The 22,331-nt window shown below is 61.0% G+C and carries 18 protein-coding genes; 5 read left to right on the top strand and 13 right to left on the bottom strand.

The genetic code is table 11. The annotated features are described in order from the left end of the window. Nucleotides 1–62: 62 nt before the first annotated feature. The 10 genes from trpE to ASG55_RS11855 form a co-directional block, all read right to left on the bottom strand. Nucleotides 63–1,544 (bottom strand): anthranilate synthase component I, encoded by a 1,482-nt coding sequence (gene trpE, locus ASG55_RS11900; protein ID WP_056786697.1) that lies wholly within the window; start codon nt 1,542–1,544, stop codon nt 63–65. 70 nt (nt 1,545–1,614) lie between these two features. Further along, a complete protein-coding gene (locus ASG55_RS11895) occupies nt 1,615–2,433 on the bottom strand; it encodes a phosphoglycolate phosphatase (RefSeq protein ID WP_041476686.1) in 819 nt (272 codons plus the stop codon). Beyond that, on the bottom strand, nt 2,430–3,104 hold the full coding sequence (gene rpe, locus ASG55_RS11890) for a ribulose-phosphate 3-epimerase (RefSeq protein WP_007918813.1): 675 nt from the start codon (nt 3,102–3,104) through the stop codon (nt 2,430–2,432). Before rpe ends, ASG55_RS11895 begins: the two co-directional genes overlap by 4 nt. 114 nt (nt 3,105–3,218) lie before the next feature. Further along, complete coding sequence (locus ASG55_RS11885; RefSeq protein ID WP_056786696.1) at nt 3,219–4,367, bottom strand: iron-containing alcohol dehydrogenase; 1,149 nt, start codon at nt 4,365–4,367, stop codon at nt 3,219–3,221. A gap of 285 nt (nt 4,368–4,652) precedes the next feature. Further along, nucleotides 4,653–5,477 (bottom strand): ABC transporter permease, encoded by an 825-nt coding sequence (locus tag ASG55_RS11880; RefSeq protein WP_008084123.1) that lies wholly within the window; start codon nt 5,475–5,477, stop codon nt 4,653–4,655. Between the two features lie 12 nt (nt 5,478–5,489). Beyond that, nucleotides 5,490–6,737 (bottom strand): ABC transporter permease, encoded by a 1,248-nt coding sequence (locus tag ASG55_RS11875; RefSeq protein ID WP_016772908.1) that lies wholly within the window; start codon nt 6,735–6,737, stop codon nt 5,490–5,492. A gap of 258 nt (nt 6,738–6,995) precedes the next feature. Next, entirely contained in the window at nt 6,996–8,039 is a 1,044-nt protein-coding gene (locus ASG55_RS11870; RefSeq protein WP_016772907.1) for an ABC transporter substrate-binding protein, read from the bottom strand. A gap of 48 nt (nt 8,040–8,087) precedes the next feature. Next, nucleotides 8,088–9,212, bottom strand: coding sequence for an ABC transporter ATP-binding protein (locus ASG55_RS11865; RefSeq protein WP_041476689.1), 1,125 nt, complete (start codon nt 9,210–9,212; stop codon nt 8,088–8,090). 333 nt (nt 9,213–9,545) lie between these two features. Beyond that, complete coding sequence (locus ASG55_RS11860) at nt 9,546–10,175, bottom strand: response regulator (protein WP_003228820.1); 630 nt, start codon at nt 10,173–10,175, stop codon at nt 9,546–9,548. Between the two features lie 84 nt (nt 10,176–10,259). After that, nucleotides 10,260–12,656 carry a PAS domain-containing sensor histidine kinase gene (locus tag ASG55_RS11855; protein WP_056786693.1) on the bottom strand — a complete coding sequence of 799 codons (2,397 nt, stop codon included), beginning with the start codon at nt 12,654–12,656 and terminating at the stop codon, nt 10,260–10,262. A 73-nt stretch (nt 12,657–12,729) separates the two neighbouring features. Between ASG55_RS11855 and ASG55_RS11850 the strand changes: the two genes are divergently transcribed. Continuing rightward, nucleotides 12,730–13,716: an alpha/beta hydrolase family protein gene (locus ASG55_RS11850; protein WP_056786690.1), complete on the top strand. Its 987-nt coding sequence runs from the start codon at nt 12,730–12,732 to the stop codon at nt 13,714–13,716. Nucleotides 13,717–13,839: 123 nt separating this feature from the next. On the opposite strand, the gene ASG55_RS11845 is transcribed toward ASG55_RS11850, so the two are convergent. From ASG55_RS11845 to ASG55_RS11835, 3 genes are read right to left on the bottom strand one after another with little or no spacing between them, the layout of a single operon-like run. Then, the gene (locus ASG55_RS11845) at nt 13,840–14,607 is read right to left on the bottom strand and encodes a TerB family tellurite resistance protein (RefSeq protein WP_056786687.1); all 768 of its coding nucleotides are present in this window, start codon (nt 14,605–14,607) and stop codon (nt 13,840–13,842) included. Between the two features lies 1 nt (nt 14,608). After that, nucleotides 14,609–15,280 (bottom strand): N-acetylmuramate alpha-1-phosphate uridylyltransferase MurU, encoded by a 672-nt coding sequence (murU, locus tag ASG55_RS11840; protein WP_056786684.1) that lies wholly within the window; start codon nt 15,278–15,280, stop codon nt 14,609–14,611. Beyond that, nucleotides 15,277–16,296, bottom strand: a complete 1,020-nt coding sequence (locus ASG55_RS11835; RefSeq protein ID WP_056786680.1) for an aminoglycoside phosphotransferase family protein — start codon at nt 16,294–16,296, stop codon at nt 15,277–15,279. Before ASG55_RS11835 ends, murU begins: the two co-directional genes overlap by 4 nt. 130 nt (nt 16,297–16,426) lie before the next feature. On the opposite strand from ASG55_RS11835, the gene ASG55_RS11830 reads away from it, so the two are divergent. Genes ASG55_RS11830 through rsmA form a run of 4 tightly spaced genes read left to right on the top strand, consistent with a single transcriptional unit; the run spans nt 16,427 to nt 22,323 of the window. Then, a complete protein-coding gene (locus ASG55_RS11830; RefSeq protein WP_056786677.1) occupies nt 16,427–19,225 on the top strand; it encodes an LPS-assembly protein LptD in 2,799 nt (932 codons plus the stop codon). Next, a complete protein-coding gene (gene surA / locus ASG55_RS11825; protein ID WP_177342713.1) occupies nt 19,200–20,522 on the top strand; it encodes a peptidylprolyl isomerase SurA in 1,323 nt (440 codons plus the stop codon). The genes ASG55_RS11830 and surA overlap by 26 nt, the downstream gene beginning before the upstream one ends. Beyond that, nucleotides 20,519–21,508, top strand: a complete 990-nt coding sequence (gene pdxA, locus ASG55_RS11820; RefSeq protein WP_056786671.1) for a 4-hydroxythreonine-4-phosphate dehydrogenase PdxA — start codon at nt 20,519–20,521, stop codon at nt 21,506–21,508. The genes surA and pdxA overlap by 4 nt, the downstream gene beginning before the upstream one ends. Beyond that, nucleotides 21,505–22,323 carry a 16S rRNA (adenine(1518)-N(6)/adenine(1519)-N(6))-dimethyltransferase RsmA gene (gene rsmA, locus ASG55_RS11815; protein WP_041476699.1) on the top strand — a complete coding sequence of 273 codons (819 nt, stop codon included), beginning with the start codon at nt 21,505–21,507 and terminating at the stop codon, nt 22,321–22,323. The genes pdxA and rsmA overlap by 4 nt, the downstream gene beginning before the upstream one ends. Nucleotides 22,324–22,331: the final 8 nt, after the last annotated feature.

Genomic DNA, 22,331 nt, shown 5'->3' with positions numbered 1-22,331 from the left:
TCAACGGTGACTGACACACCCTCTTCGCGAGCAGGCTCGCTCCCACATGGGAAATTCGTGTCTCAGGCGTCCGGGGTTTGCTCGGCCAGGGCCACGGCGCGGAACATCGCGCGGCGTTTGTTCAGGGTTTCTTCCCATTCCAGCGCCGGCACCGAGTCGGCGACGATGCCGCCGCCGGCCTGCACGTGCAACTCACCGTTCTTGATCACCGCTGTGCGAATGGCAATGGCGGTGTCCATGTTGCCGTTCCAGGCGAAGTAACCGACCGCACCGCCATACACGCCACGCTTGACCGGCTCAAGTTCGTCGATGATTTCCATCGCGCGAATTTTCGGCGCACCCGACAACGTACCCGCCGGCAGGATCGCCCGCAGTGCGTCCATCGCGGTCAGGCCCGACTTCAACTGGCCGGTGACGTTGGAGACGATGTGCATCACGTTGGAATAACGTTCGATGACCATTTTCTCGGTGAGCTTCACCGAGCCGATTTCCGAGACTCGCCCGGTATCGTTGCGGCCCAGATCGATCAGCATCAAGTGCTCGGCGATCTCCTTGTCATCCGAGAGCAGGTCCTGCTCCAGCGCCACGTCGGCTTCTTCGGTGGCGCCGCGTGGGCGCGTGCCGGCGATCGGGCGCACGGTGATCAGGTTGTCTTCGACGCGCACCAGCACTTCCGGCGAGCTGCCGACGACGTGGAAATCGCCGAAGTTGAAGAAGTACATGTACGGCGTCGGGTTGAAGCAACGCAGCGCGCGATACAGATCGATCGGCGCAGCCTTGAAGTCGATCGACATGCGCTGCGACGGCACCACCTGCATGCAGTCGCCAGCAAGGATGTATTCCTTGATGGTGTCGACGGCTTTTTCGTAATCGTCCTGAGTGAAACTCGAACGGAACACCGGATCAGCCGATTGCTGTTTGCTGAAATCCAGGCCACGACGCGGGGTGATCGGCTGACGCAGTTGCTCGAGCAGTTCCTGCAAACGCGCCTGGCCTTGCTCGAAGGCATCGGTCTGCGCAGGGTCGGCGAGGACGATCGCGTGCATCTTGCCAGCCAGGTTGTCGAACACCACAACGGCGTCGGAGACCATTAGCAGAATGTCCGGCACGCCCAGCGGATCCGGGTTCGGGCACTTGCCCAGACGCTTTTCCACGTAGCGCACGCAGTCATAACCGAAGTAACCGACCAGGCCCCCGTTGAAGCGCGGCAGGCCGGTAATGGTCGGCACGTTGTAACGGGCCTTGAAGGTTTCAACGAAGGCCAGCGGGTCTTCAACCTCGTGGCTTTCGGTCTCGACGCCATCAACGGTGATGCTGACGTGATGGTCGTGCACCCGCAGCACGGTGCGGCACGGCAGGCCGATGATCGAGTAACGGCCCCATTTCTCACCGCCCTGCACCGATTCGAGCAGGTAGGAGTTGGGCTGGTCGGCCAGTTTCAGGTAGATCGACAGCGGCGTGTCGAAGTCGGCCAGGGTTTCGCAGGCCAACGGGATGCGGTTATAGCCGTCAGCGGCCAGACGCAGGAATTCTTCGCGATTCATAAAGTGCCTCGTGGGGTGAGGTGCAATCAGTCAGGTATGCAAACGCGCCGGCAGGGCCGGCCAGAATCAGTCAGGCGCGCCAACGCCAGCGGGCCAGGGCCTTGATGACTTTCATCCAGAGTTTGCGGGTGACCACCACGATGGCGTTTCCAGAAGGGGGTTGAACAGCGTCGGGCAACGTTATCCCACCGGCCAGATCCAGGCAACCGGGAATTAGTTTGCGCAAATCGTCGATCACCAGTGCCGGCGATTCCTCGGCAATCGGCCGGCCATGGTTGTAGCCGTAACTCAGCGCCACACACTTGACCCCCGCTGCTTTCGCGGCCTGCACATCACTGCGCGAGTCGCCGACGAACAACGATTGCGAGGCCGGAATGTTGGCCATTTTCATCACGAAAAACAGCGCCGCCGGGTCAGGCTTCTTCTGCGGCAGGGTATCGCCGCCGATGATCCACTTGAAGTAGCGCCCGATCTTCATCTGATCGAGCAGCGGCGCGACGAAGCGCTCCGGCTTGTTGGTGATCAACGCCATGGCCACGCCTTGTTTGTGCAGCCACTTGAGCGTGTCGCGCACACCGGGATAGACCACGGTCAGTTCATGGCTGGCGCCGTACGCCTCCATGAAAATCTCCAGTGCGCGCTCGGCTTCAGCGTCGTCCACTGCCGAGTGATCGATGCCACCCGCCAAGGCCCGACGCACCAGCACCGGCGCGCCATTGCCGACCCATTCGCGCACCGCTTCGATACCTGCCGGCGGACGGCCGAGGGAGAGCAGCATGGTGTCCACCGCCGCTGCCAGGTCGGGAACCGAATCGATCAGCGTGCCATCCAGATCGAACATCACCAACCGTGGCAACTGCCCCGGGAACAACTGCTCAAAACCGCTCATGGGCGCGCCAGTGCCAGTTCGGAACGCATCTTGTCGATGACTTCCTGATAGTTTGGCGCGTTGAAAATGGCCGAGCCGGCGACGAAGGTGTCAGCGCCAGCAGCGGCAATTTCGCGGATGTTGTTGACGTTGACGCCGCCGTCGATTTCCAGACGGATGTCGCGACCGGAAGCGTCGATGATCGCCCGCGCTTCACGCAATTTGTCGAGGGTGCCGGGAATGAACTTCTGCCCACCGAAGCCCGGGTTGACGCTCATCAGCAGGACCATGTCGACCTTGTCGATCACGTACTTGAGCACGTCCAGCGGGGTCGCCGGGTTGAACACCAGACCGGATTTGCAACCACCTTCGCGGATCAGTTGCAGCGAGCGATCGACGTGCAAAGTGGCTTCCGGGTGGAAGGTGATGTAAGTCGCGCCGGCTTCGATGAAGTCGCCGACGATGCGGTCCACCGGGCTGACCATCAGGTGCGCGTCGATCGGCGCGGTGACGCCGTACTTGCGCAGCGCCGCGCAGACCATCGGGCCGATCGTCAGGTTGGGCACGTAGTGGTTGTCCATGACATCGAAGTGGACGAAGTCGGCGCCGGCGGCGAGAACGTTGTCCACTTCCTCGCCGAGGCGGGCGAAGTCGGCGGAGAGGATCGACGGAGCAATTACGAAGGGCTGCATGACGCACCTGTGCTGAGCTAAATCACGATGGCGCGCATTGTATACCTCAAGTTTCCACGCGCGCACCGGGACCGCGATGATTGGGTTGTGCCATGTGCCCTCAGCGCCCGCGCCTCAGTAAGCCGCGCGGTAGATCTTCTCGATGTCGCCGGCGCTGAGTTTGCGCGGGTTGTTGCGCATCAAGCGCTCGATGCCGGCGGCCTCCACGGCCATCGCCGGAATTGCTTCCTCCGGCACGCCGAAACTGCGCAGCCCGGCAGGGATTTCCACTGCCGCGCACAGGTCGGTCATGGCCTGCACGGCTTTGTCCGCGGCTTCGCTGGCGCTCAGATGCGCGGTCTTCACGCCCATGGCTTCGGCAATATCCTGCATGCGTTCGACACAGGCCATTTTGTTCCAGGTCATCACATAGGGCAGCAGCAAGGCGTTGCTGACACCGTGGGCAATGTTGAAGCGCCCGCCCAGCGGATACGCCAACGCATGCACCGCACCGACCCCGGCGTTACCGAACGCCATGCCGGCCATCAGGCTGGCGGTGGCCATGTCTTCGCGGGCTTGCAGGTTGGCGCCGTTGGCGTAGGCCTTGGGCAAGGCGCTGGCGATCAACTTGATTGCGCCAATGGCGAGGGAGTCGGTGATCGGCGAGGCATTCACCGACAGGTAGGATTCGATGGCGTGCACCAGTGCATCGACACCACTGGCGGCGGTGACACTGCGCGGGCAGGTCAGGGTCATTTGCGGGCTGACCAGCGCCACGTCCGGCAACAGATAGTCGCTGACGATGCCTTTCTTCAACTGCGCGACCTTGTCCGAGAGGATCGCCACGTTGGTGACTTCAGAACCAGTGCCGGCGGTGGTCGGGATGGCGATCAGCGGCGGGCCTTTGCGCGGCACCTGATCGACGCCGAACAGATCTTCCAGCGCGCCGTGATATCCGGCGTAGGCGGCGACACTTTTGGCAATATCGATGGCGCTGCCGCCCCCGAGGCCGATCAAACCGTCATGGCCGCCTTCGCGATAGGCGCGCATGCAGTCTTCGACGATGGCGATTTCCGGATCGGGCAGTACACGGTCGAATATTTCGTAGTCGCGCCCGCCGAGTTGCACCAGCGCCAGTTCGACAGTACCGGACTTGACCAGCGCGGCGTCGGTGACGATCAGCGGATTGTCGATGTCCAGACGAGTGAGTTCAGCGGCCAGTTGTTCGATGGCTGCGGCGCCGGTGATCAGTTTATGAGCGATTTTGAACTGGGACAGACTCATGGTGCGCAGCCTCTTATAGATGTGGGAGCTGGGCACAAGATTAGCTGGGGATTTGGGGTTGTCTGCTATTCAGGGTGTGAATGGTTGATCGGATAGGAAGATCAAGAGCCCCTCACCCTAACCCTCTCCCGGAGGGAGAGGGGACTGACCGGGTTGTACTCTCGAAATACATCGACCTGAATTACCGAGTCGAACTCCGGCCGCGAAAGCCTCGAAGATCTGCTCCCTTCCCCCTCGCCCCCTTGGGGAGAGGGCTGGGGTGAGGGGTGGCTTTTGACCTTGATCTCAGACCTGCGCAGTACGCAGTTTCTCGCTACGCCCGCGCAGCCATTCCAGGGTCAGCAGCAGAATCACCGAGAAGGCAATCAGTAACGTCGCCGCCGCTGCAATCGTCGGACTGAGGTTTTCGCGAATCCCGCTGAACATCTGCCGAGGCAATGTCGCCTGCTCAGGCCCGGCGAGAAACAGCGTCACCACCACTTCATCGAAAGAAGTCGCAAAGGCAAACAGCGCCCCGGAAATCACTCCCGGCGCAATCAGCGGCAAGGTCACCCGGCGGAACGCCGTCAGGGGTGAAGCACCGAGACTCGCAGCAGCACGCACCAGATTGTGATTGAAACCCTGCAACGTTGCCGAAACGGTGATGATCACAAACGGCACACCCAATACCGCATGCACGACGATCAGCGAGAAGAAGCTGTTACCCAGCCCCAGTGGCGCGAAGAACAGATAGCTGGCCACGCCAATGATCACCACCGGCACCACCATCGGCGAAATCACCAGCGCCATCACCAGCGCTTTGCCGGGGAAGTCGCCACGGGTCAGGCCGATCGCCGCCAGGGTGCCGAAGATCATCGCCAGCACCGTCGCCGCCGGGGCGACGATGATGCTGTTCTTCAGTGCACGCATCCATTCCGCCGAGGCGAAGAAGTCGTGGTACCACTGCAGCGAGAAACCCTGCAGCGGATAGACCAGAAAACTCCCCGAGTTGAACGACAGCGGAATGATCACCAGCACCGGCAGGATCAGAAACAACAGAATCAGGCCGCAGAGAATCCGCAGGCTGTAGAACCACACCCGTTCAATGGGCGACATGTAAGGACTCAGCATCGCAAATTCCCCTTAGCTCAGGCGCAGGCGACTGGCGCCGACCAGCCAGCTGTAGATCAGATAAAGCACCACGGTCGCCAGCAACAGCAAGCCGCCGAGCGCGGTGGCCATGCCCCAGTTGATGCTGGTGTTGGTGTAGAAGGCGACGAAGTAGCTGACCATTTGGTCGTTCGGACTGCCGAGCAGCGCCGGGGTGATGTAGTAGCCGATGGCGAGGATGAACACCAACAGGCAGCCGGCGCCAACGCCGGCATAGGTCTGTGGGAAGTAAACCCGCCAGAAACTGGCGAACGGATGACAGCCGAGGGAAATGGCGGCACGCATGTAGGTCGGCGAGATGCCTTTCATCACGCTGTAGATCGGCAGAATCATGAACGGCAGCAGGATGTGCACCATCGAGATGTAAACGCCGGTGCGGTTGAACACCAGTTCCAGCGGTTTATCGATGATGCCCATGGCCAGCAGCGCACTGTTGATCAAACCGCCGGATTGCAGCAGCACGATCCACGCTGCGACCCGCACCAGAATCGAGGTCCAGAACGGTAGCAACACCAGAATCATCAGCAGGTTGCTCTGCCGCGAAGGCAGGTTCGCCAGCAGATAAGCCAGTGGATAGGCGAGCAGCAGGCAGATCACGGTGATGACCAGGCCCATCCAGAAGGTGCGGGCGAAGATGTCGAGGTAGATCGCCTGATCCGGGGTGGCCGGGGCCAGTTCGCCGAGATCATCGATACGGTGATCGACTGCCGCCAGCAGGTAATACGGAGTGATGCTGCTGGTGTTGCGTTTCACCGCTTGCCAATAAGCCGGATCGCCCCAGCGTTCATCGAGCGCTTCCAGCGCTTCTTTATAAGAAGCCGGTTCGCTGGCGAACGGCAGCGCCCGGGCGGTTTTGGTCAGCAGGCTGCGGTAGCCGGCCAACTCCATGTTCAAGCGCTTGGACAGATCGCCCAGCGTCTGGTTTTTGCGGGCTTCGGCGAGGTCTTCGCTGGCCGCCTTGTACACCGGTTCGGCGGGCAGACCACGGCCGTCCCAACTGGCGATGGCAGTGACAGTGCGCGGCATGCCGCCAACCACTTCCGGGTTGCCGACGCTTTTATAGAGCAGCGCCACGATCGGCACCAGAAACACCAGCAGCAGAAACAGCACCAGCGGCGCAATCAGTGCCTGGGCCTTCCAGCGGTTGACCCGCTCGGCGTGCTTGAGCTTCTGCTTCAAAGTGGGGCTGGCGCCCTCGTTCAGGGGAACGGCGATGGCCATGACGTACTCCGCAAATCTTTGATCGTTACAGAGGTGGCGAACCACCTCTGTTGCGTTGAAACACTGCTACCTGTGGGAGCGAGCCTGGTGGCGAGGGGATTTATCCCCGTTCGGCTGCGCAGCAGTCGTAAAACCTGAGAATGCGGTTTATCTGACCCACCGAGCGGGTATGGCTTTGGGGCTGCTTCGCAACCCGACGGGGATAAATCCCCTCACCACAAAAGCCCCCTTGCCATGTCCATACAGGTAAATAAGTGGTTATTTCGCCGCCCAGGAATTGAAACGCTGTTCCAGTTGCTCGCCGTTGTCAGCCCAGAAGCTGACGTCGATCTGCACCTGGTTGGCGATGTTTTCCGGGGTGGTCGGCATGTCTTTCAGGACATCCTTGGCCAGCAGCGGCACAGCCTGGGTATTGGCCGGGCCGTAGGCGATGTTTTCCGAGTAGGTCTTCTGCTGCTGCGGCTGCACCGAGAAGGCAATGAACTTCTTCGCCGCTTCGGCGCGCTTGGCGTCCAGACCTTTCGGGATGGCCCAGGCGTCGAAGTCGTAGATGCCGCCGTTCCATACCACTTTCAGGTTGGATTCTTTCTGCACCGCCGCAATGCGACCGTTGTACGCCGAGCTCATCACCACGTCACCGGAAGCGAGGTACTGCGGCGGTTGTGCACCGGCTTCCCACCACTGAATGCTTGGCTTGAGCTCATCGAGCTTCTTGAAGGCGCGATCCTGGCCGCCCTTGCTCGCCAGCTCTTTGTAGACGTCTTTGGGCGCCACGCCATCGGCCATCAGCGCGAATTCGAGGGTGTACTTGGCGCCTTTGCGCAGGCCGCGCTTGCCCGGGAATTTCTTGGTGTCCCAGAAATCCGCCCAACTGGTCGGCGCGGTTTTCAGCTTGTCAGCGTTGTAAGCCAGTACGGTCGACCAGACGAAGAAACCTACGCCGCACGGCTGAATGGCGCCTTTGACGTAGTCTTCGGTCTTGCCGAACAGGGCCGGGTCGAGTTGCTCGAACATGTCTTCGTCGCAACCCCGGGACAGCTCTGGCGATTCAACTTCGACCAGATCCCACGACACGCTCTTGGTGTCGACCATGGCTTTGACCTTGGCCATCTCGCCGTTGTATTCGCCAGCGACGATCTTGCCGTTACCCGCCGCTTCCCAGGGTGCATAGAAGGCTTTGACTTGCGCCGCCTTGTTCGCCCCGCCAAACGACACCACGGTCAAGTCCGGGCCGGCGGCCATTGCGCCGGTCGCACCCATCAGGCCCAGAGTCAGGGCGGTGAACTTCAGGGATCTCAACATTTATTGTTCTCTCCACGTGCAGGGTTGGTGTTGGTATTGCCGGGGCGCTTAGTGCGCCTCTAAAAGCGGATCGAGCGCACGAACGTGCTCGACCTGCCAGCCAAGCGGTACCACGTCGCCGACGCTGAGCGCAGGATCGAGCTCGGCAATTGGTTGTTTCACGAAGAAGTCGGTCTTGCCGCAGACTTCCAGGCGCACCCGGACGTGGTCGCCCAGATAGATGAATTCCGCCACCCTCCCTGAGAAGCGGTTGACGCATTGATCGCTCGAACCGTTGAGGCTGACGCGCTCCGGACGGATCGACAGGGTCACCGGTTCGCCGGTCTGGCCAACGTTGACGGCCAGCGCCTCGACCTTTTCGCCACGGCCCAACTCGACCACACAGCGCTCGCCGCTCTGGCTGAGCAGGCGGCCGTTGAGGCGGTTGTTCTCGCCAATGAAGTTGGCGACGAAGGTGTTTTTCGGTTCTTCGTAAAGCGTGCGCGGCGGCGCAATCTGCTGGATCTCGCCTTGATGGAATACCGCGACGCGGTCGGACATGGTCAGTGCTTCGCCCTGGTCGTGGGTCACGTAGACCACGGTCACGCCGAGGCGCTGGTGCAGGTGCTTGATCTCCATCTGCATGTGTTCACGCAGTTGTTTGTCGAGGGCGCCCAGCGGTTCGTCCATCAGTACCAGTTGCGGCTCGAACACCAACGCGCGGGCCAGTGCCACACGTTGCTGCTGTCCACCGGACAACTGCGCCGGATAACGCGAGGCGAAGGCATCGAGCTGAACCATACTGAGGACTTTCTTCACCCGCTCGCTGACATCGCTTTTATTCAGGCCGCGCACGGTCAACGGGAAAGCAAGGTTCTCCGCGACAGTCATGTGCGGGAACAGCGCGTAGTTCTGGAACACCATGCCGATATCGCGCTTGTGCGGCGGCACGTTGTTGATCGAACGCCCGGACAGAAGGATTTCACCGGCGGTCGGCGTTTCGAATCCGGCGAGCATCATCAGGCTGGTGGTCTTGCCGGAACCGGACGGCCCGAGCAGGGTGAGGAATTCGCCTTTGCGAATGTCCAGGTTGAGGTCTTTGACGATCAGGTTCTCGCCGTCGTAGCTCTTCTGCACACCACGAAAGCTGACCAGCACATCACTGGTCCCTGCGCTTGTATCGACCTGGCTCATACCCACACCTTTGTTGTTGATGACTGCTTGTTCATCAAGCCTAGTGGCTGGCGGCGGCCACGCAAATCGGGGTGCAGGAGAGAATCGCTTAAGCGCAATGGAAGGTTGGGGGTAGGGATTGCCCTACAAGGATGGCGCGTTTGGGCAAACGCAGCGGCAAGGGGCAAGCTGCAAGCCGCTAGTAAAGGCAAAAGCGTCTGTCGCTAATGGATATGCCAACTCCGAACCTGTGGGAGCGAGCCTGCTCGCGAATGCGGTGGGTCATCAAACTGAATGGCTGACTGTTACGCCGCCTTCGCGAGCAGGCTCGCTCCCACATGAGGGCGGTGACGGTCAAAGGAGTTTGTGCTCCATCGCATATTTCACCAGCTCCGCCAGCGAGGTGATGTTGAGCTTCTGCATCAGCCGCGCCTTGTGCGTGCTGATGGTCTTGCTGCTCAAGGCCAGTTGCTGGGCGATATCGTTGACGTTGGCGCCTTGGGCCAGGCGTTCGAACACCGAGAATTCGCGTTCTGACAACAGCGAATGCAGCGGCCGGGTATCGGTCAGGCCGACTTCGAAGACCATGCGGTCGGCCAGTTCCGGGTCAATGTAACGCCCGCCCGCTGCGACTTTGCGGATCGCCGTGAGCAGCAGCGCCGGATCGCTGTCCTTGGTCGCATACCCGGCCGCGCCGACCTTCAAGGCGCGCGCGGCCATTTGCGCTTCGTCGTGCATCGACAGCACCAGAATCGCCGGCGGATTGTTCAGCGCACGGATACGCGGGATCGCTTCAAGTCCGTTGACGCCAGGCATGGAGATGTCCAGCAGCACCACCTCGCACGGCACGCTGCGCAGGGTTTCGAGCAGTTGCTCACCATTGCTCGCCTCTCCGACCACTTGCAGATCCTTGGCCAGGCCGATCAATTGCTTGATGCCCTCGCGGACGATGGTGTGGTCTTCGGCTACCAATACACGGATCACGTTTTTCTCCAGATTTCAGGTACACACCAGTCCCTGTGGGAGCGAGCCTGCTCGCGAAGGCGTCAGCACTCACAATACAAAACCTCAGACCTCACTTACCGGCACCCACACTTGAAGACTGGTGCCCTCCCCCGGCTCACTCACAAGCTCCAGCCGCCCGCCCATGATCAGCACCCGCTCACGCATACCGACCAGACCAAACGACGTCGGCCTACCCTCGGCCGCGACAAATCCTACGCCATCATCGCTGACCGTCAGGCACAATTCATCGCCCGCAAGCACCAGCGTCAGCTCCACCGTGTGCGCCTGAGCATGGCGCATCACGTTGGTCAGCGCCTCCTGCAAAATCCGGAACAGCCCCACCGCCTTGGCATCGCTGAGCGCCGGCAGGTTGTCCGGCACCTGCACCAGACACGGAATCTGCGTGCGCGCCTCGAACCGCCGCGCCTGCCACTCGATCGCCGAGGCAATCCCGGCATCCAGAATCGGCGGACGCAACGCGGTCGCCACATCGCGCACCAGCTGAAATAACTGTGCGATCAGGCGCTTCATGCTGTTGAGCCGCTCGTTCAGACCGGGATCGAGTTGCGCGTAGGCCAATTCGCACATCGATGTCTCCAGTTTCAGCACGGTGAGCATCTGTCCCAACTCATCATGGACTTCCCGGGCGATACGCGCCTTCTCTTCTTCGCGCACGCTCTCCAGATGCGCCGACAATTCGCGCAGTTGCTCGCGCGAGGCGGCCAGTTCCAGCTCGATGCGTTTGCTTTCGCTGATGTCCCAGACGATGCCGTCCCACACATAGGCGCCGTCCTCCAACTGGCGGGTGATCGCCTTGATCTCGGCCCAGCGTTGCTCGCCCTGGCGCGTGACGATGCGGCCCTGCCACGACCAGTCGCTGTCAGTGTCCAGCGCCTGATCCTGGGTACGGTGATAACTGGCCCTGTCATCGGGGTGCACCAGGCTGCGCAAGCCCATGTCGCGATGAGCGATGGCTGCCGGCGCATAACCGACCAGACTTTCGCTGCCCTCACTGATGTAGGCAAAGTCGATCTGCCCGGTGACCGGTGCCCGCTCCAGCCTGAACACCAGACCCGGAACGTTGGCGGCGATGCCTTGCAGGCGCGCCTCGCTTTCCTGCAAAGCGGCGAGCGCGCGGCGGCGGTCGGTGACGTCGGTGAGGTAGACCACCAGATATTCACTGTCGCGAAAACGCAGAAAACTCAAAGACACGTCGGCCGGCAGCACGCTGCCATCGGCACGCAGGCAGCTGGTTTCGAAGCTCAGCGGCCCTTCTTCACTGGCCCGCGCACGCTTCCACAGATTGAGCCAGCGATCCATGTGCAGGCCGGGCTCGAAATCGATCAGTGGCCGTTCGATCAGCCCGCCCGAGGGATAGCCGAGCATGTTTTCCGCTGCGCGGTTGGCGTAGCGCACATGGCTGTCCCAATTGACCCAGAGGATGCCGACGGTGCTTTGATCGATGGAAAACTGCGTCAGCCGCAGGGCCTCTTCGCTGGCGGCGCGCAACGCGATGTCCTCGCGGGCGCTGAGCAAGCGTTGTTCGAGGCTGTGTTGTTGGCGCCGCTGCCACACCACGATCACCGCGCAACTGAGCAGCATCACCGCGAACAACAGGCTGAGGTTCTGCCAGAATCCCGGAGACTCGGTCAGCCGTGGGTATTTCGGCTGTAGCCATTGATTGTGCAGTTGTTCCAGGTCCTTGGCCGGTATTGCGCGCAAGGCGCTCTGGACGATGCCGGCCAGTTCCGGCCAATCGCGCCGCGAGGCCACGCGCAGCAACTGCGGCAGGCCGATATCGCCGACCACCACCAGTTCGGCAAACTCCGGCTCCACCGACAGACGCCCCAACTGCGCTTCGTCGACCACTGCGTAGGAGGCTTGCTGACTCAACAGCAGTTGCAAGGCCTGACGCTCCAGCGGCACGCCTTGCAGATTCAAGTGCGGATAATTGCTGCGCAGGTAATCGGCGGTGCTGCTGGGCATGCGCACGGCGACGCGGGTCTGGCTGTCGAGTTTTTCCAGATCGACCGCGCCGCTGCTTTTCTGATCGCTGACCACCAGTTGCGGCACGCGCATGTACGGGTCGGAAAACTGCCAGAGACGCAGCGCGCTCGGGGTCTGGCTGAGGCCCGGAGCGATGTCGATCTCGCCCTCGCGCAAAGCGTTTTCCAACTGCCCGAGATCCTGAAAGTTGCGCCAGCTCAGTTCCACGCCGAGGGTTTTGGCCAGCAGCTTCATCAACTCGACATTGGCCCCGGACAATCGCTGCAGGCGCCGATCGTAGGTCGCATAGGGCGCCTGCAACACCAGGCCGACGCGCAATTCGTTGTGCTGCGCCAGCCATTGTTGCTGCTCTGGCGACAATTGCGCGGCATGGCCCGGCGGCGCAGGCGCCGCCCAGCCCATCAAGGGAAACCACAAACAGCCGATAACCCACAGGCAGCAAAATCGCTTCATTGAAGTCTCATACACTGACAAATTCTGACCAACCCATTAGGCTGCCGGGATACTTTCTGGCCTGGAATAACCGATGCCCTCTGTCTACCGCCTGGCACTGCCAGCATTGTGCCTGTCGCTGATCCTGCCTTGTGCGTTTTCCGCCGAAGCCGCAGACCCTGCGCCTGCGGCCACGGATAAACCCGCCGAAGAAAAACCGGCCGAGCGCCAGCCACTGCTTGAGCGTAGTCAGGAAGAGGCCGCCGCACTGCAACGTAAACTGCCGGCGCAAGAGCAGCAACAACTGCAGGCTGGCAGCGACACTTTCCTCGCCCTGTGGAAACCGGCCAACAGCGCCGAACCCAAAGGCGCGGTGATCATCGTTCCCGGTGCCGGCGAAACCGCTGACTGGCCGCAGGCAGTTGGCCCGTTGCGAGGCAAATTGCCGGATGCCGAGTGGAGCAGCCTGAGTATCACCCTGCCGGATCTGCAAAGCGACGCCATTGCTCCGCGCGTAATCGAACCGGCCGCCGCGCCGAAAGCCCCGGAAACCACAAGCAAAGACGCCACCACCGCACAACCGATCGAACAGGCCGCTGGCGGTGAAGCGGAAGTCGCCGAACAGGTAGTGGCCGAGACCAGCGAAGAACAAACCAAAGCCGACGCCGAGCGCATTTTCGGACGCATCGACGCAGCGATTGCCTACGCCGAACAGCAGAGCGCGCGCAGCATTGTCGTGCTCGGTCACGGCACCGGCGCCTACTGGGCGGCGCGTTTTCTCAGTGAGAGACAAACGCCGCAGGTGGAGAAACTGGTCATGGTTGACGCGCAAGCACCGGCCAAAGCCCTGCCGCCACTCGCTGAACTGACGCCGACGCTGAAGCTGCCGACGGTGGATATTTTCTACATGGACAGAGCGCTGGATCGCAACGCAGCGCTGGAGCGCATGCAAGCGAGCAAGCGCCTGAAGACCTCGGCGTTCAGCCAGGTGGCGCTGAAGGTGTTGCCGGACAAGAAGGCTGAGCAGGAACAGTTGTTTCGGCGGGTGCGGGGCTGGTTGAATCCTCAGGCTGTTGACTGACTGTCACACCGAATCGCCCTTAATTCGCGAGCAGGCTCGCTCCCACATTGGATCTATGCACAATTCAATGTGGGAGCGAGCCTGCTCGCGAAGGGGCAAGCACAAGCAACACCCATCTAACTTCTAGCGAAAATCCCGCCGCTCGCGAATCAGCGTATAGGCGCTATGCAGTTCCCGCGTACGCTCGGTCGCGTCACGCACCTGCGCCGGGGTCGCGCCGCTGCCGGCGATTTTGTCCGGGTGATGGCGACTGAGCAATCGCCGGTAAGCGCGCTTGATCTGTGCCGGCTCGCTGCTCGCCGACACCCCAAGCAGCTTCATCGCCTCCTGATAGCTCACTGCCGCACTGACGATCGGCCGCTTGCCCGGCTCGTAATCGCTGGCCAGCGCTTGCACCTGCTGCGACGTCCAGCCGAGCCACTTGCCCCACTGCGCCAGCAACTCGCGTTCGCTGACCCCGGCGCGACCATCAGCCCAAACCATTCGCCAACAGGCGCGCAACACACCTTCGGCCGCGTGCGGTTGCGCACTCAAACGACGCAGATAGCCGCGCAGATTGTCGCTGCCGGACTTGCCGCGATTGAACGCGGCAATCGCCCGTCGAGTCGCCGGTTCGCTCATTTCCAATGCGCGCATTTCATTGCGCGCCTGCTGGATATGCCCGTCAGTGACGCGCCCGTCGCTCTTGGCCAGACGCCCGAGCAACACGAACAGCAATTCATCGTTGCGCAGCATCGGCCGGCCACCGAGCTTTTCGCGTAAGTGTCCCCAGCTTTGCAAGTGCAGGCGCCGATCCAGCGCCTGCCCCAACAACGCCCCAAGCATGGCCCCCGGAATGCTGGCAATCGCGTACCCCACTCCGGCTCCAATCAGAGTCCCTGGCCACAGCATCTCAGCGACTCGCTTCTATCAAGGCTTCGGCTTCGGCCAGACGCTCGTGGGTACCGACATCCACCCAATGCCCCTTCAGGCGCTCGCCCGTCACTTCACCTTTGGCCATGGCGTTGCGTAGCAGCGGCGCGAGCTTGAACGCGCCATCGCTGCAACCATCGAACAACTGCGGATGCAGCACGGCGATACCGCTGTAGGTCAGCGTCTGCGCATCAGGCTCGCCGTCCTGCACTTTGCCGTCGATGAGAGTGAAGTCGCCTTTCGGGTGATGCGCCGGATTGTCCGCCAGCACCAGATGCGCCAGGCCATTGATTGGCTGGTGCAGCACGCTGAAGTCGTAATCGGTCCAGATGTCGCCGTTGACCACCAGAAAAGCATCGTCACCAAGTAACGGCAGCGCACGGAAAATCCCGCCACCGGTTTCCAGCGGCTCGCCCTCCGGCGAGTACTGAATACTCAGGCCGAAACGCGAACCGTCGCCCAGATGATCCTCGATCTGCTGACCAAGCCAGGCGTGGTTGATGACGATTTCGTTGAAACCTGCGGCCGCGAGGGCGTGCAGGTGATACTCGATCAGCGGCACGCCAGCGGCCTGCACCAGCGGTTTCGGCGTGGTCAGGGTCAGCGGGCGCATACGCTCGCCTTTGCCCGCCGCCAGAATCATTGCCTTCATGCCGTCGCTCCAGCACGCAAGCTGCTGAACAGCGCTTGCAGCTCCGCCAGTTCAGGACGGCGGGCGATCACTGCTTCTATATAAGAGAAGAAGCGCGGCACATCGGCCAGATAACGCGGCTTGCCATCGCGATGGCAGATACGCGCGAAGATGCCGATGACTTTCAGGTGACGTTGCACGCCCATCAAGTCGCTGGCGCGCAGGAAGTCTTCGAAATCAGATTGCACCGGAATGTCCAGTGCCGAGGCTTGCTGCCAATAACTTTCCAGCCAGCCGCGTACACGTTCTTCCGGCCAGCTGAGGAAAGCGTCCTTGAACAGGCAAGTCACGTCGTAGGTCACCGGGCCGTACACCGCGTCCTGGAAGTCCAGCACGCCAGGGTTCGGCTCGCTGAGCATCAGGTTGCGCGGCATGTAGTCGCGGTGCACCAGCACTTTCGGCTGCGCCAGCGCGCTGTCGATCAAGAGCTCGCTGATGTGCTGCCACTGTTGCTGCTGGGTCGCATCGAACTCGACGCCCAGCTCATGCTTGACGTACCACTCGGGGAACAACTCAAGCTCACGACGCAACAAGGCGACGTCGTAACTGGGCAACGGCGCAACCATCGGCAACTGTTGAAAAGCCAACAGCGCTTGCAGGGCATCGTGGAATAACGCGTCCGCATTTTCGCCATCGATGACGTCGAGATAGGTCTTGTTGCCCAGGTCATTGAGCAAAAGAAAACCGCGTTCGAGGTCTTCGGCGTAAATTTTCGGCACATTAATTCCGGATTTCGCCAGCAAAAAAGCGATATCCACGAACGGTTTGCAGTTTTCCTGGGGTGGCGGCGCGTCCATCACGACGAAGCTGCGACCATCGCCCTCCCAGCGGAAGTAGCGGCGGAAACTCGCGTCGCTGCTGGCCGCGGTCAACGTGGCCGGGGGCACGGTGCCCCAGCCCTGCTCGGCAGACAACTTTGCCAACTGCTCATCGAGCCAAACTTTCAGGTGTTGCAAGCGTACATCTTGGTCAGGCATTGCAAGGGTCTCCGACGGCGCTAGCCGTCAAGCGGGTCATGCTTTATTATCCAGCATCTTTTTCAGACCATCGAGAGGCGTGCGGCCCACACCGCGGGCAGATGGCACGCAGGAAGCCCGGACTAATAAGATGGCATTGAAATCCCCCGCGTTTCGTAAAAAATTTCCATTGTTGGTAACCGGCAGTCTGCTGGCTATGCAACCTCTGGCCAGTCAATTCGTTGTTGCCGCCGAGCAGTATGACTGCTCCGTCTCGGCTACGGGTGGCTGGGACTGTGCGCCCAAGTCGCCCGCCGCGGCATTGCCGCCGCGTCCGGTGCATGACGGCAGTGCCGTCAGCGCCGCCGGCGAGCCTGCGGCCGACAAGGGTTCCGACGCCGACACTGGCGCGAAAACCGCACTGGTCACCGAGTCCAAGGGCCGCGGCCTGAAATCCCGTAGCGAAGACTACAGTCACCTCGACTGGGTTCCGCGCGAGAAGCTCACCGCCGCCCAATTGGCCGAGACCGGTCCTTACTGCTCTGGTTCCTATATCGAACCGATTCGTCCTGGCATGAATGACAAGACGAATAAAAGTGACGCGCCGACCTTCATCGGTGCCAAAGCGTCGCGTTACGAGCAGGACACCCAGGTCGCCAGCCTTGCCGGTGACGTGATCATGCGTCAGGGCAGCATGCAGGTCGAAGCCGACGAGGCCAATCTGTATCAGGCCGAGAGCCGTGGCGAACTGGCCGGCAACGTGCGCATCCGCGACAACGGCGCGCTGATCGTCGGCGACCACGCCGATGTACAGCTCGACACTGGTGAAGCCAAGGTCGACAACGCCGAATACGTGATGCACAAATCGCGCATCCGCGGTAACGCGCTGTATGCCAAGCGTGCCGAAAACGCGATCATCCGCTTGAAGGACGGCACGTACACCACGTGCGAACCGAACAGCAACGCCTGGCAGCTCAAGGGCAACAACATCACCTTGAACCCGGCGACCGGTTTCGGCACCGCGACCAACGTGACGTTGCGCGTCAAAGACATCCCGATTCTGTATACCCCGTACATCTACTTCCCGATCGACGACCGTCGCCAGTCAGGTTTCCTCCCGCCGACCATCGGTTCGGGCAGCGACACCGGCTTCATGCTGGTCACCCCGTACTACTTCAACCTGGCGCCGAACTACGACGCCACGTTGTACCCGCGCTACATGAGCAAGCGCGGCATGTTGGTGGAGGGCGAGTTCCGCTACCTGACCAAGTCGAGTGAAGGGCAGTTCGGTGCGGCGTATCTCAACGATGAGAACGACGATCGCAAGCTTCAGTCCGACTACAAAGACACCCGCTATATGTACAACTGGCAGCACAAGGGCGGTCTCGACTCCCGTGTGCTCACAGAAGTTGATTACACCAAGATCAGCGATCCGTATTACTTCCAGGATCTGCAGACCGATCAGATTGGTGTGAAGAGCGATGATTTCGTCAATCAGCAGGGTGCGGTCAGCTACCGTGGCGACAACTACACCGCACGCCTGAATGCTCAGCAATATCAGCTGGCTACCGTTTCCAACATCACACCCTATGGTCGTCTGCCGCAGATCACCTTCAATGGTCAGCTGCCGTACCATCCGGAAGGTCTGAATTTCGATTACGAGACCGAGCTGGTTCGTTTCGATCGCGATCTACGTGATGGCGACTTCATCAATGAAGATGGCATTGCCGAACGTCGTCTGGACACAAACATCAGCGGTCTGGCCCGCGCCAACGGTGATCGCCTGAATCTGAAGCCGGGCGTCAGCCTGCCGATGAACTGGACGTATGGTTTCCTCAAACCATCGTTGAAGTATCAGTACACGCAGTATCAGCTTGATCTGGATAACACCGGCAAATCCCAGATTGATGCGCTGTCGCCGGAAAACCAGAAGCTTTATGGCAAGTTCGACAGCAACCAGAGCCGTGGCGTCCCGATTGCCAGCATCGACAGCGGCCTGTATTTCGATCGCGATACTTCCTACTTCGGCAAGAATTACCGCCAGACTCTGGAACCGCGCCTGTTCTACCTCTATGTTCCCGAAACAGATCAGGAAGACATTCCGGTCTTCGACACCAGCGAATATACCTTCAATTACTCTTCGCTGTTCCGCGACAACCGCTTCTCCGGCGCCGACCGTGTAGGCGACGAGAACAAACTATCGCTGGGCGTTACCAGTCGCTGGATCGAAGAAAACGGGTTTGAACGTCAGCGCATCAGCGTGGGCCAGGCGTACTACTTCAAGAACCGCGAAGTGCAATTGCCTGGTATCGATGCGAAAACTCGTGAAGACTCCAAATCCAGTGTTTCGCCGTACGCGCTGGAATATGAATACCGCTGGAACCGTGACTGGCGCGCCACTGCCGATTACAACTGGGACCCGGACAGCCGCAGCCCACGCTCCGGCAGTGCGATGTTCCACTACCAGCCGGCTGACAACCCGAACAAAGTCATCAACGCTGGCTATCGCTATCGCAATGACCAGATCCGTTACGACCAGAACACCGGCCAGTGGTCGGTGGGCGGCGGCGACTACGGCACCCCGGGTCAACCTGGCTACGTGAAGGACTACTACAAGATCCAGCAGCATGACTTCTCGGTCATCTGGCCGATCGTTCCGCAGTGGAACGCCATCAGTCGCTGGCAGTACGACTACAACCGCAATCGCACGCTGGAAGCCTTCGGTGGTTTCGAATACGACAACTGCTGCTGGAAACTGCGCCTGATCAACCGTTACTGGGTCGCCTATGACGAAAACAGTCAGAACGCCCCGGAAAACGAAAAAGGCGACCATGGCATCTTCCTCCAAATTGTTCTGAAGGGACTCGGCGGCCTGACTGGCGCCAAGGTAGAGAGCTTCCTCGACAAAGGCATTCAAGGTTATCGTGAACGTGAAGACCAAGCTTTCTGATTGTCTGCGCCCGGTGCTGCTGGGCGCGCTGTTCCTGGGTACGGCGGCCAACGCCGCCGTACAGTCCATCGATAAAGTGGTGGCGATCGTCGATAACGACGTGGTCATGCAGAGCCAACTGGACCAACGCGTTCACGAAGTTCAGCAGACCATCGCCAAGCGCGGTGGCGGTCTGCCGCCTCCAGGCGTGCTGGATCAACAAGTGCTCGAGCGTCTGATCGTCGAAAACCTGCAACTGCAGATCGGCGAACGTTCCGGCATCCGCATCACTGACGAAGAGTTGAACCAGGCTGTCGGCACCATTGCTCAGCGCAACAACATGAGTGTCGATCAGTTTCGTGCTGCGCTCGCTCGTGATGGCCTGAACTATGACGACGCCCGTGATCAGATCAAGCGCGAGATGATCATCAGCCGTGTGCGTCAGCGTCGTGTGGCCGAGCGCATCCAGGTGTCCGAGCAGGAAGTGAAGAACTTCCTCGCCTCCGACCTCGGTAAGATGCAGCTGTCCGAAGAACTGCACCTGGCCAACATCCTGATTCCGACCCCGGAAAGCGCCAACTCTGAAGCCATTCAGAGCGCTTATCGTCAGGCGATGGATGTATACCAGCAGCTCAAGCAAGGCGCCGACTTCGGTCAGATGGCCGTGGCCAAATCCGGTAGCGACAACGCGCTGGAAGGCGGCGAGATGGGCTGGCGTAAAGCCGCACAACTGCCACCTCCGTTCGATCGTGAGCTGAGCAGCATGGCGGTTGGCGACATCACTCAGCCTGCGCGCACGCCGGGCGGCTTCATTATTCTGAAGCTGCTGGGCAAACGTGGCGGCGAAGCGCAGATGCGCGACGAAGTGCATGTCCGCCACATCCTGGTCAAGCCGAGCCCGATCCGCGACGAAGCCAAGACCAAGGCACTGGTGCAATCGTTGTATGAACGCATCACCGCCGGCGAAGATTTTGCCGAACTGGCGAAAAACTACTCGGAAGACCCGGGTTCCGCCCTCAACGGCGGCGACCTGAACTGGATCGACCCGAACGTGCTGGTACCGGAATTCCGCGAAGTGATGGCTTCGACCCCACAAGGTCAGCTGTCCAAGCCATTCCAGACCCAATACGGCTGGCACGTGCTGGAAGTCCTTGGCCGTCGCGCCACTGACGGCACCGAACAGGCCCGTGAGCAGCAAGCGATGTCCGTACTGCGTAACCGCAAATACGATGAAGAGCTGCAAACCTGGCTGCGTCAGATCCGTGACGAAGCGTACGTAGAGATCAAACTTCCTGGTGCAGACCAGGCAGCGCAGTGAAACCCAAGCGTTTCGCGCTGACACCCGGCGAACCGGCCGGCATCGGTCCCGACCTGTGCCTGCTGCTCGCCGCGCAAGCCCAGCCACACCCCCTGATTGCCATCACCAGCCGCGACCTGCTCCTTGAGCGGGCCGCGCAGTTGGGGCTGGCCGTCAATCTGCTGGATGTCGCGCCGGGGCAGTGGCCAGATGCTCCAGCACCGGCCAACAGCCTGTACGTCTGGGACACGCCGCTCAGCGCACCGGTAATCGCCGGGCAACTGGACAAGGCCAACGCGGCATTCGTCCTCGAAACCCTGACCCGCGCCGGCAACGGCTGCCTGAATGGCGACTTCGCCGGGATGATCACCGCGCCGGTGCACAAAGGTGTGATCAACGAATCGGGTATCGCGTTCTCCGGACACACAGAATTTCTCGCCGACCTGACGCACACCGCGCAGGTAGTGATGATGCTGGCCACTCGCGGTTTGCGCGTGGCGCTGGTCACCACCCACCTGCCCCTGCGCGAGATTGCCGACGCGATCACCCCGGAGCGGCTGGAGCGGGTCACGCGAATCCTGCACGCCGACCTGCAAGACAAATTCGGCATCGCCCGGCCCCGCATCCTGGTCTGCGGTCTCAACCCGCATGCCGGTGAAGGCGGCCACCTGGGCCATGAAGAAATCGACATCATCGAACCGACATTAGAGCGCCTGCGCGGCGAGGGCATGGACCTTCGTGGCCCGCTGCCTGCCGACACTCTGTTTACCCCCAAATATCTGGAGCACTGCGACGCAGTGCTGGCGATGTACCACGACCAGGGCTTGCCCGTGCTCAAGTACAAAGGCTTCGGCGCTGCCGTCAACGTGACGCTGGGCCTGCCGATCATCCGCACCTCGGTCGACCATGGCACCGCCCTGGATCTGGCCGGCAGCGGCAGGATCGATACCGGCAGCCTGCAAGTCGCCCTGGAAACCGCCTACCAGATGGCCGAGACCCGTTTATGAACGAGCAATATCAACACAAGGCGCGCAAACGCTTTGGTCAGAACTTCCTGCACGATGCCGGCGTTATCGACCGCATCCTGCGCTCCATCCATGCCAAGCCTGACGATCGCCTGCTGGAAATCGGCCCCGGTCAGGGTGCGCTGACCCAAGGTTTGCTGGGCTCCGGCGCGCAACTCGACGTAGTGGAGCTGGACAAGGATCTGATCCCGATCCTCAACCAGCAGTTTGCCGGCATGAGTAATTTCAACCTGCATCAGGGCGATGCGCTGAAGTTCGACTTCAATACACTGAACGCCGCGCCAAACAGCCTGCGGGTGGTCGGCAACCTGCCGTACAACATCTCCACGCCGTTGATTTTTCACCTGTTGAACAACGCCGGCATCATTCGCGACATGCACTTCATGCTGCAGAAAGAAGTGGTCGAGCGCTTGGCCGCAGGCCCGGGTGGCGGTGACTGGGGTCGTCTGTCGATCATGGTCCAGTACCATTGCCGCGTGGAACATCTGTTCAACGTCGGCCCAGGCGCATTCAACCCGCCGCCGAAAGTCGACTCGGCGATCGTTCGTCTGGTGCCCCACGCGGTACTGCCGCACCCGGCCAAGGATCACAAGTTGCTGGAGCGCGTGGTACGCGAAGCCTTCAATCAGCGCCGCAAAACCTTGCGCAACACCCTCAAGCAATTGCTCAGCAATGCCGAAATCGAAGCCGCCGGCGTCGATGGCAGCCTGCGTCCCGAGCAGCTGGATCTGGCTGCATTCGTGCGCCTGGCCGACCAGCTCGCGATACAGGTCCCGGCAGCTCCCGCTGCCGACTGACCCGCGAT

The organism is Pseudomonas sp. Leaf434 (assembly GCF_001425545.1).
Lineage (GTDB): Bacteria > Pseudomonadota > Gammaproteobacteria > Pseudomonadales > Pseudomonadaceae > Aquipseudomonas > Aquipseudomonas siliginis.
The sequence above is the reverse complement of the archived record's forward strand: the minus strand, read 5'-3'. Positions and strand labels throughout refer to the sequence as shown.

What these genes read in the sequence shown, in the direction of transcription:
- ASG55_RS11870 (WP_016772907.1), bottom strand. Translation starts at nt 8,039, where the DNA reads ATGTTGAGATCCCTGAAGTTCACCGCCCTGACTCTGGGCCTGATGGGT.
- rsmA (WP_041476699.1), top strand. Translation starts at nt 21,505, where the DNA reads ATGAACGAGCAATATCAACACAAGGCGCGCAAACGCTTTGGTCAGAAC.
- ASG55_RS11865 (WP_041476689.1), bottom strand. Translation starts at nt 9,212, where the DNA reads ATGAGCCAGGTCGATACAAGCGCAGGGACCAGTGATGTGCTGGTCAGC.
- ASG55_RS11830 (WP_056786677.1), top strand. Translation starts at nt 16,427, where the DNA reads ATGGCATTGAAATCCCCCGCGTTTCGTAAAAAATTTCCATTGTTGGTA.
- murU (WP_056786684.1), bottom strand. Translation starts at nt 15,280, where the DNA reads ATGAAGGCAATGATTCTGGCGGCGGGCAAAGGCGAGCGTATGCGCCCG.
- ASG55_RS11850 (WP_056786690.1), top strand. Translation starts at nt 12,730, where the DNA reads ATGCCCTCTGTCTACCGCCTGGCACTGCCAGCATTGTGCCTGTCGCTG.
- rpe (WP_007918813.1), bottom strand. Translation starts at nt 3,104, where the DNA reads ATGCAGCCCTTCGTAATTGCTCCGTCGATCCTCTCCGCCGACTTCGCC.
- ASG55_RS11835 (WP_056786680.1), bottom strand. Translation starts at nt 16,296, where the DNA reads ATGCCTGACCAAGATGTACGCTTGCAACACCTGAAAGTTTGGCTCGAT.
- ASG55_RS11880 (WP_008084123.1), bottom strand. Translation starts at nt 5,477, where the DNA reads ATGCTGAGTCCTTACATGTCGCCCATTGAACGGGTGTGGTTCTACAGC.
- ASG55_RS11895 (WP_041476686.1), bottom strand. Translation starts at nt 2,433, where the DNA reads ATGAGCGGTTTTGAGCAGTTGTTCCCGGGGCAGTTGCCACGGTTGGTG.
- ASG55_RS11875 (WP_016772908.1), bottom strand. Translation starts at nt 6,737, where the DNA reads ATGGCCATCGCCGTTCCCCTGAACGAGGGCGCCAGCCCCACTTTGAAG.
- ASG55_RS11855 (WP_056786693.1), bottom strand. Translation starts at nt 12,656, where the DNA reads ATGAAGCGATTTTGCTGCCTGTGGGTTATCGGCTGTTTGTGGTTTCCC.
- ASG55_RS11845 (WP_056786687.1), bottom strand. Translation starts at nt 14,607, where the DNA reads ATGCTGTGGCCAGGGACTCTGATTGGAGCCGGAGTGGGGTACGCGATT.
- ASG55_RS11885 (WP_056786696.1), bottom strand. Translation starts at nt 4,367, where the DNA reads ATGAGTCTGTCCCAGTTCAAAATCGCTCATAAACTGATCACCGGCGCC.
- trpE (WP_056786697.1), bottom strand. Translation starts at nt 1,544, where the DNA reads ATGAATCGCGAAGAATTCCTGCGTCTGGCCGCTGACGGCTATAACCGC.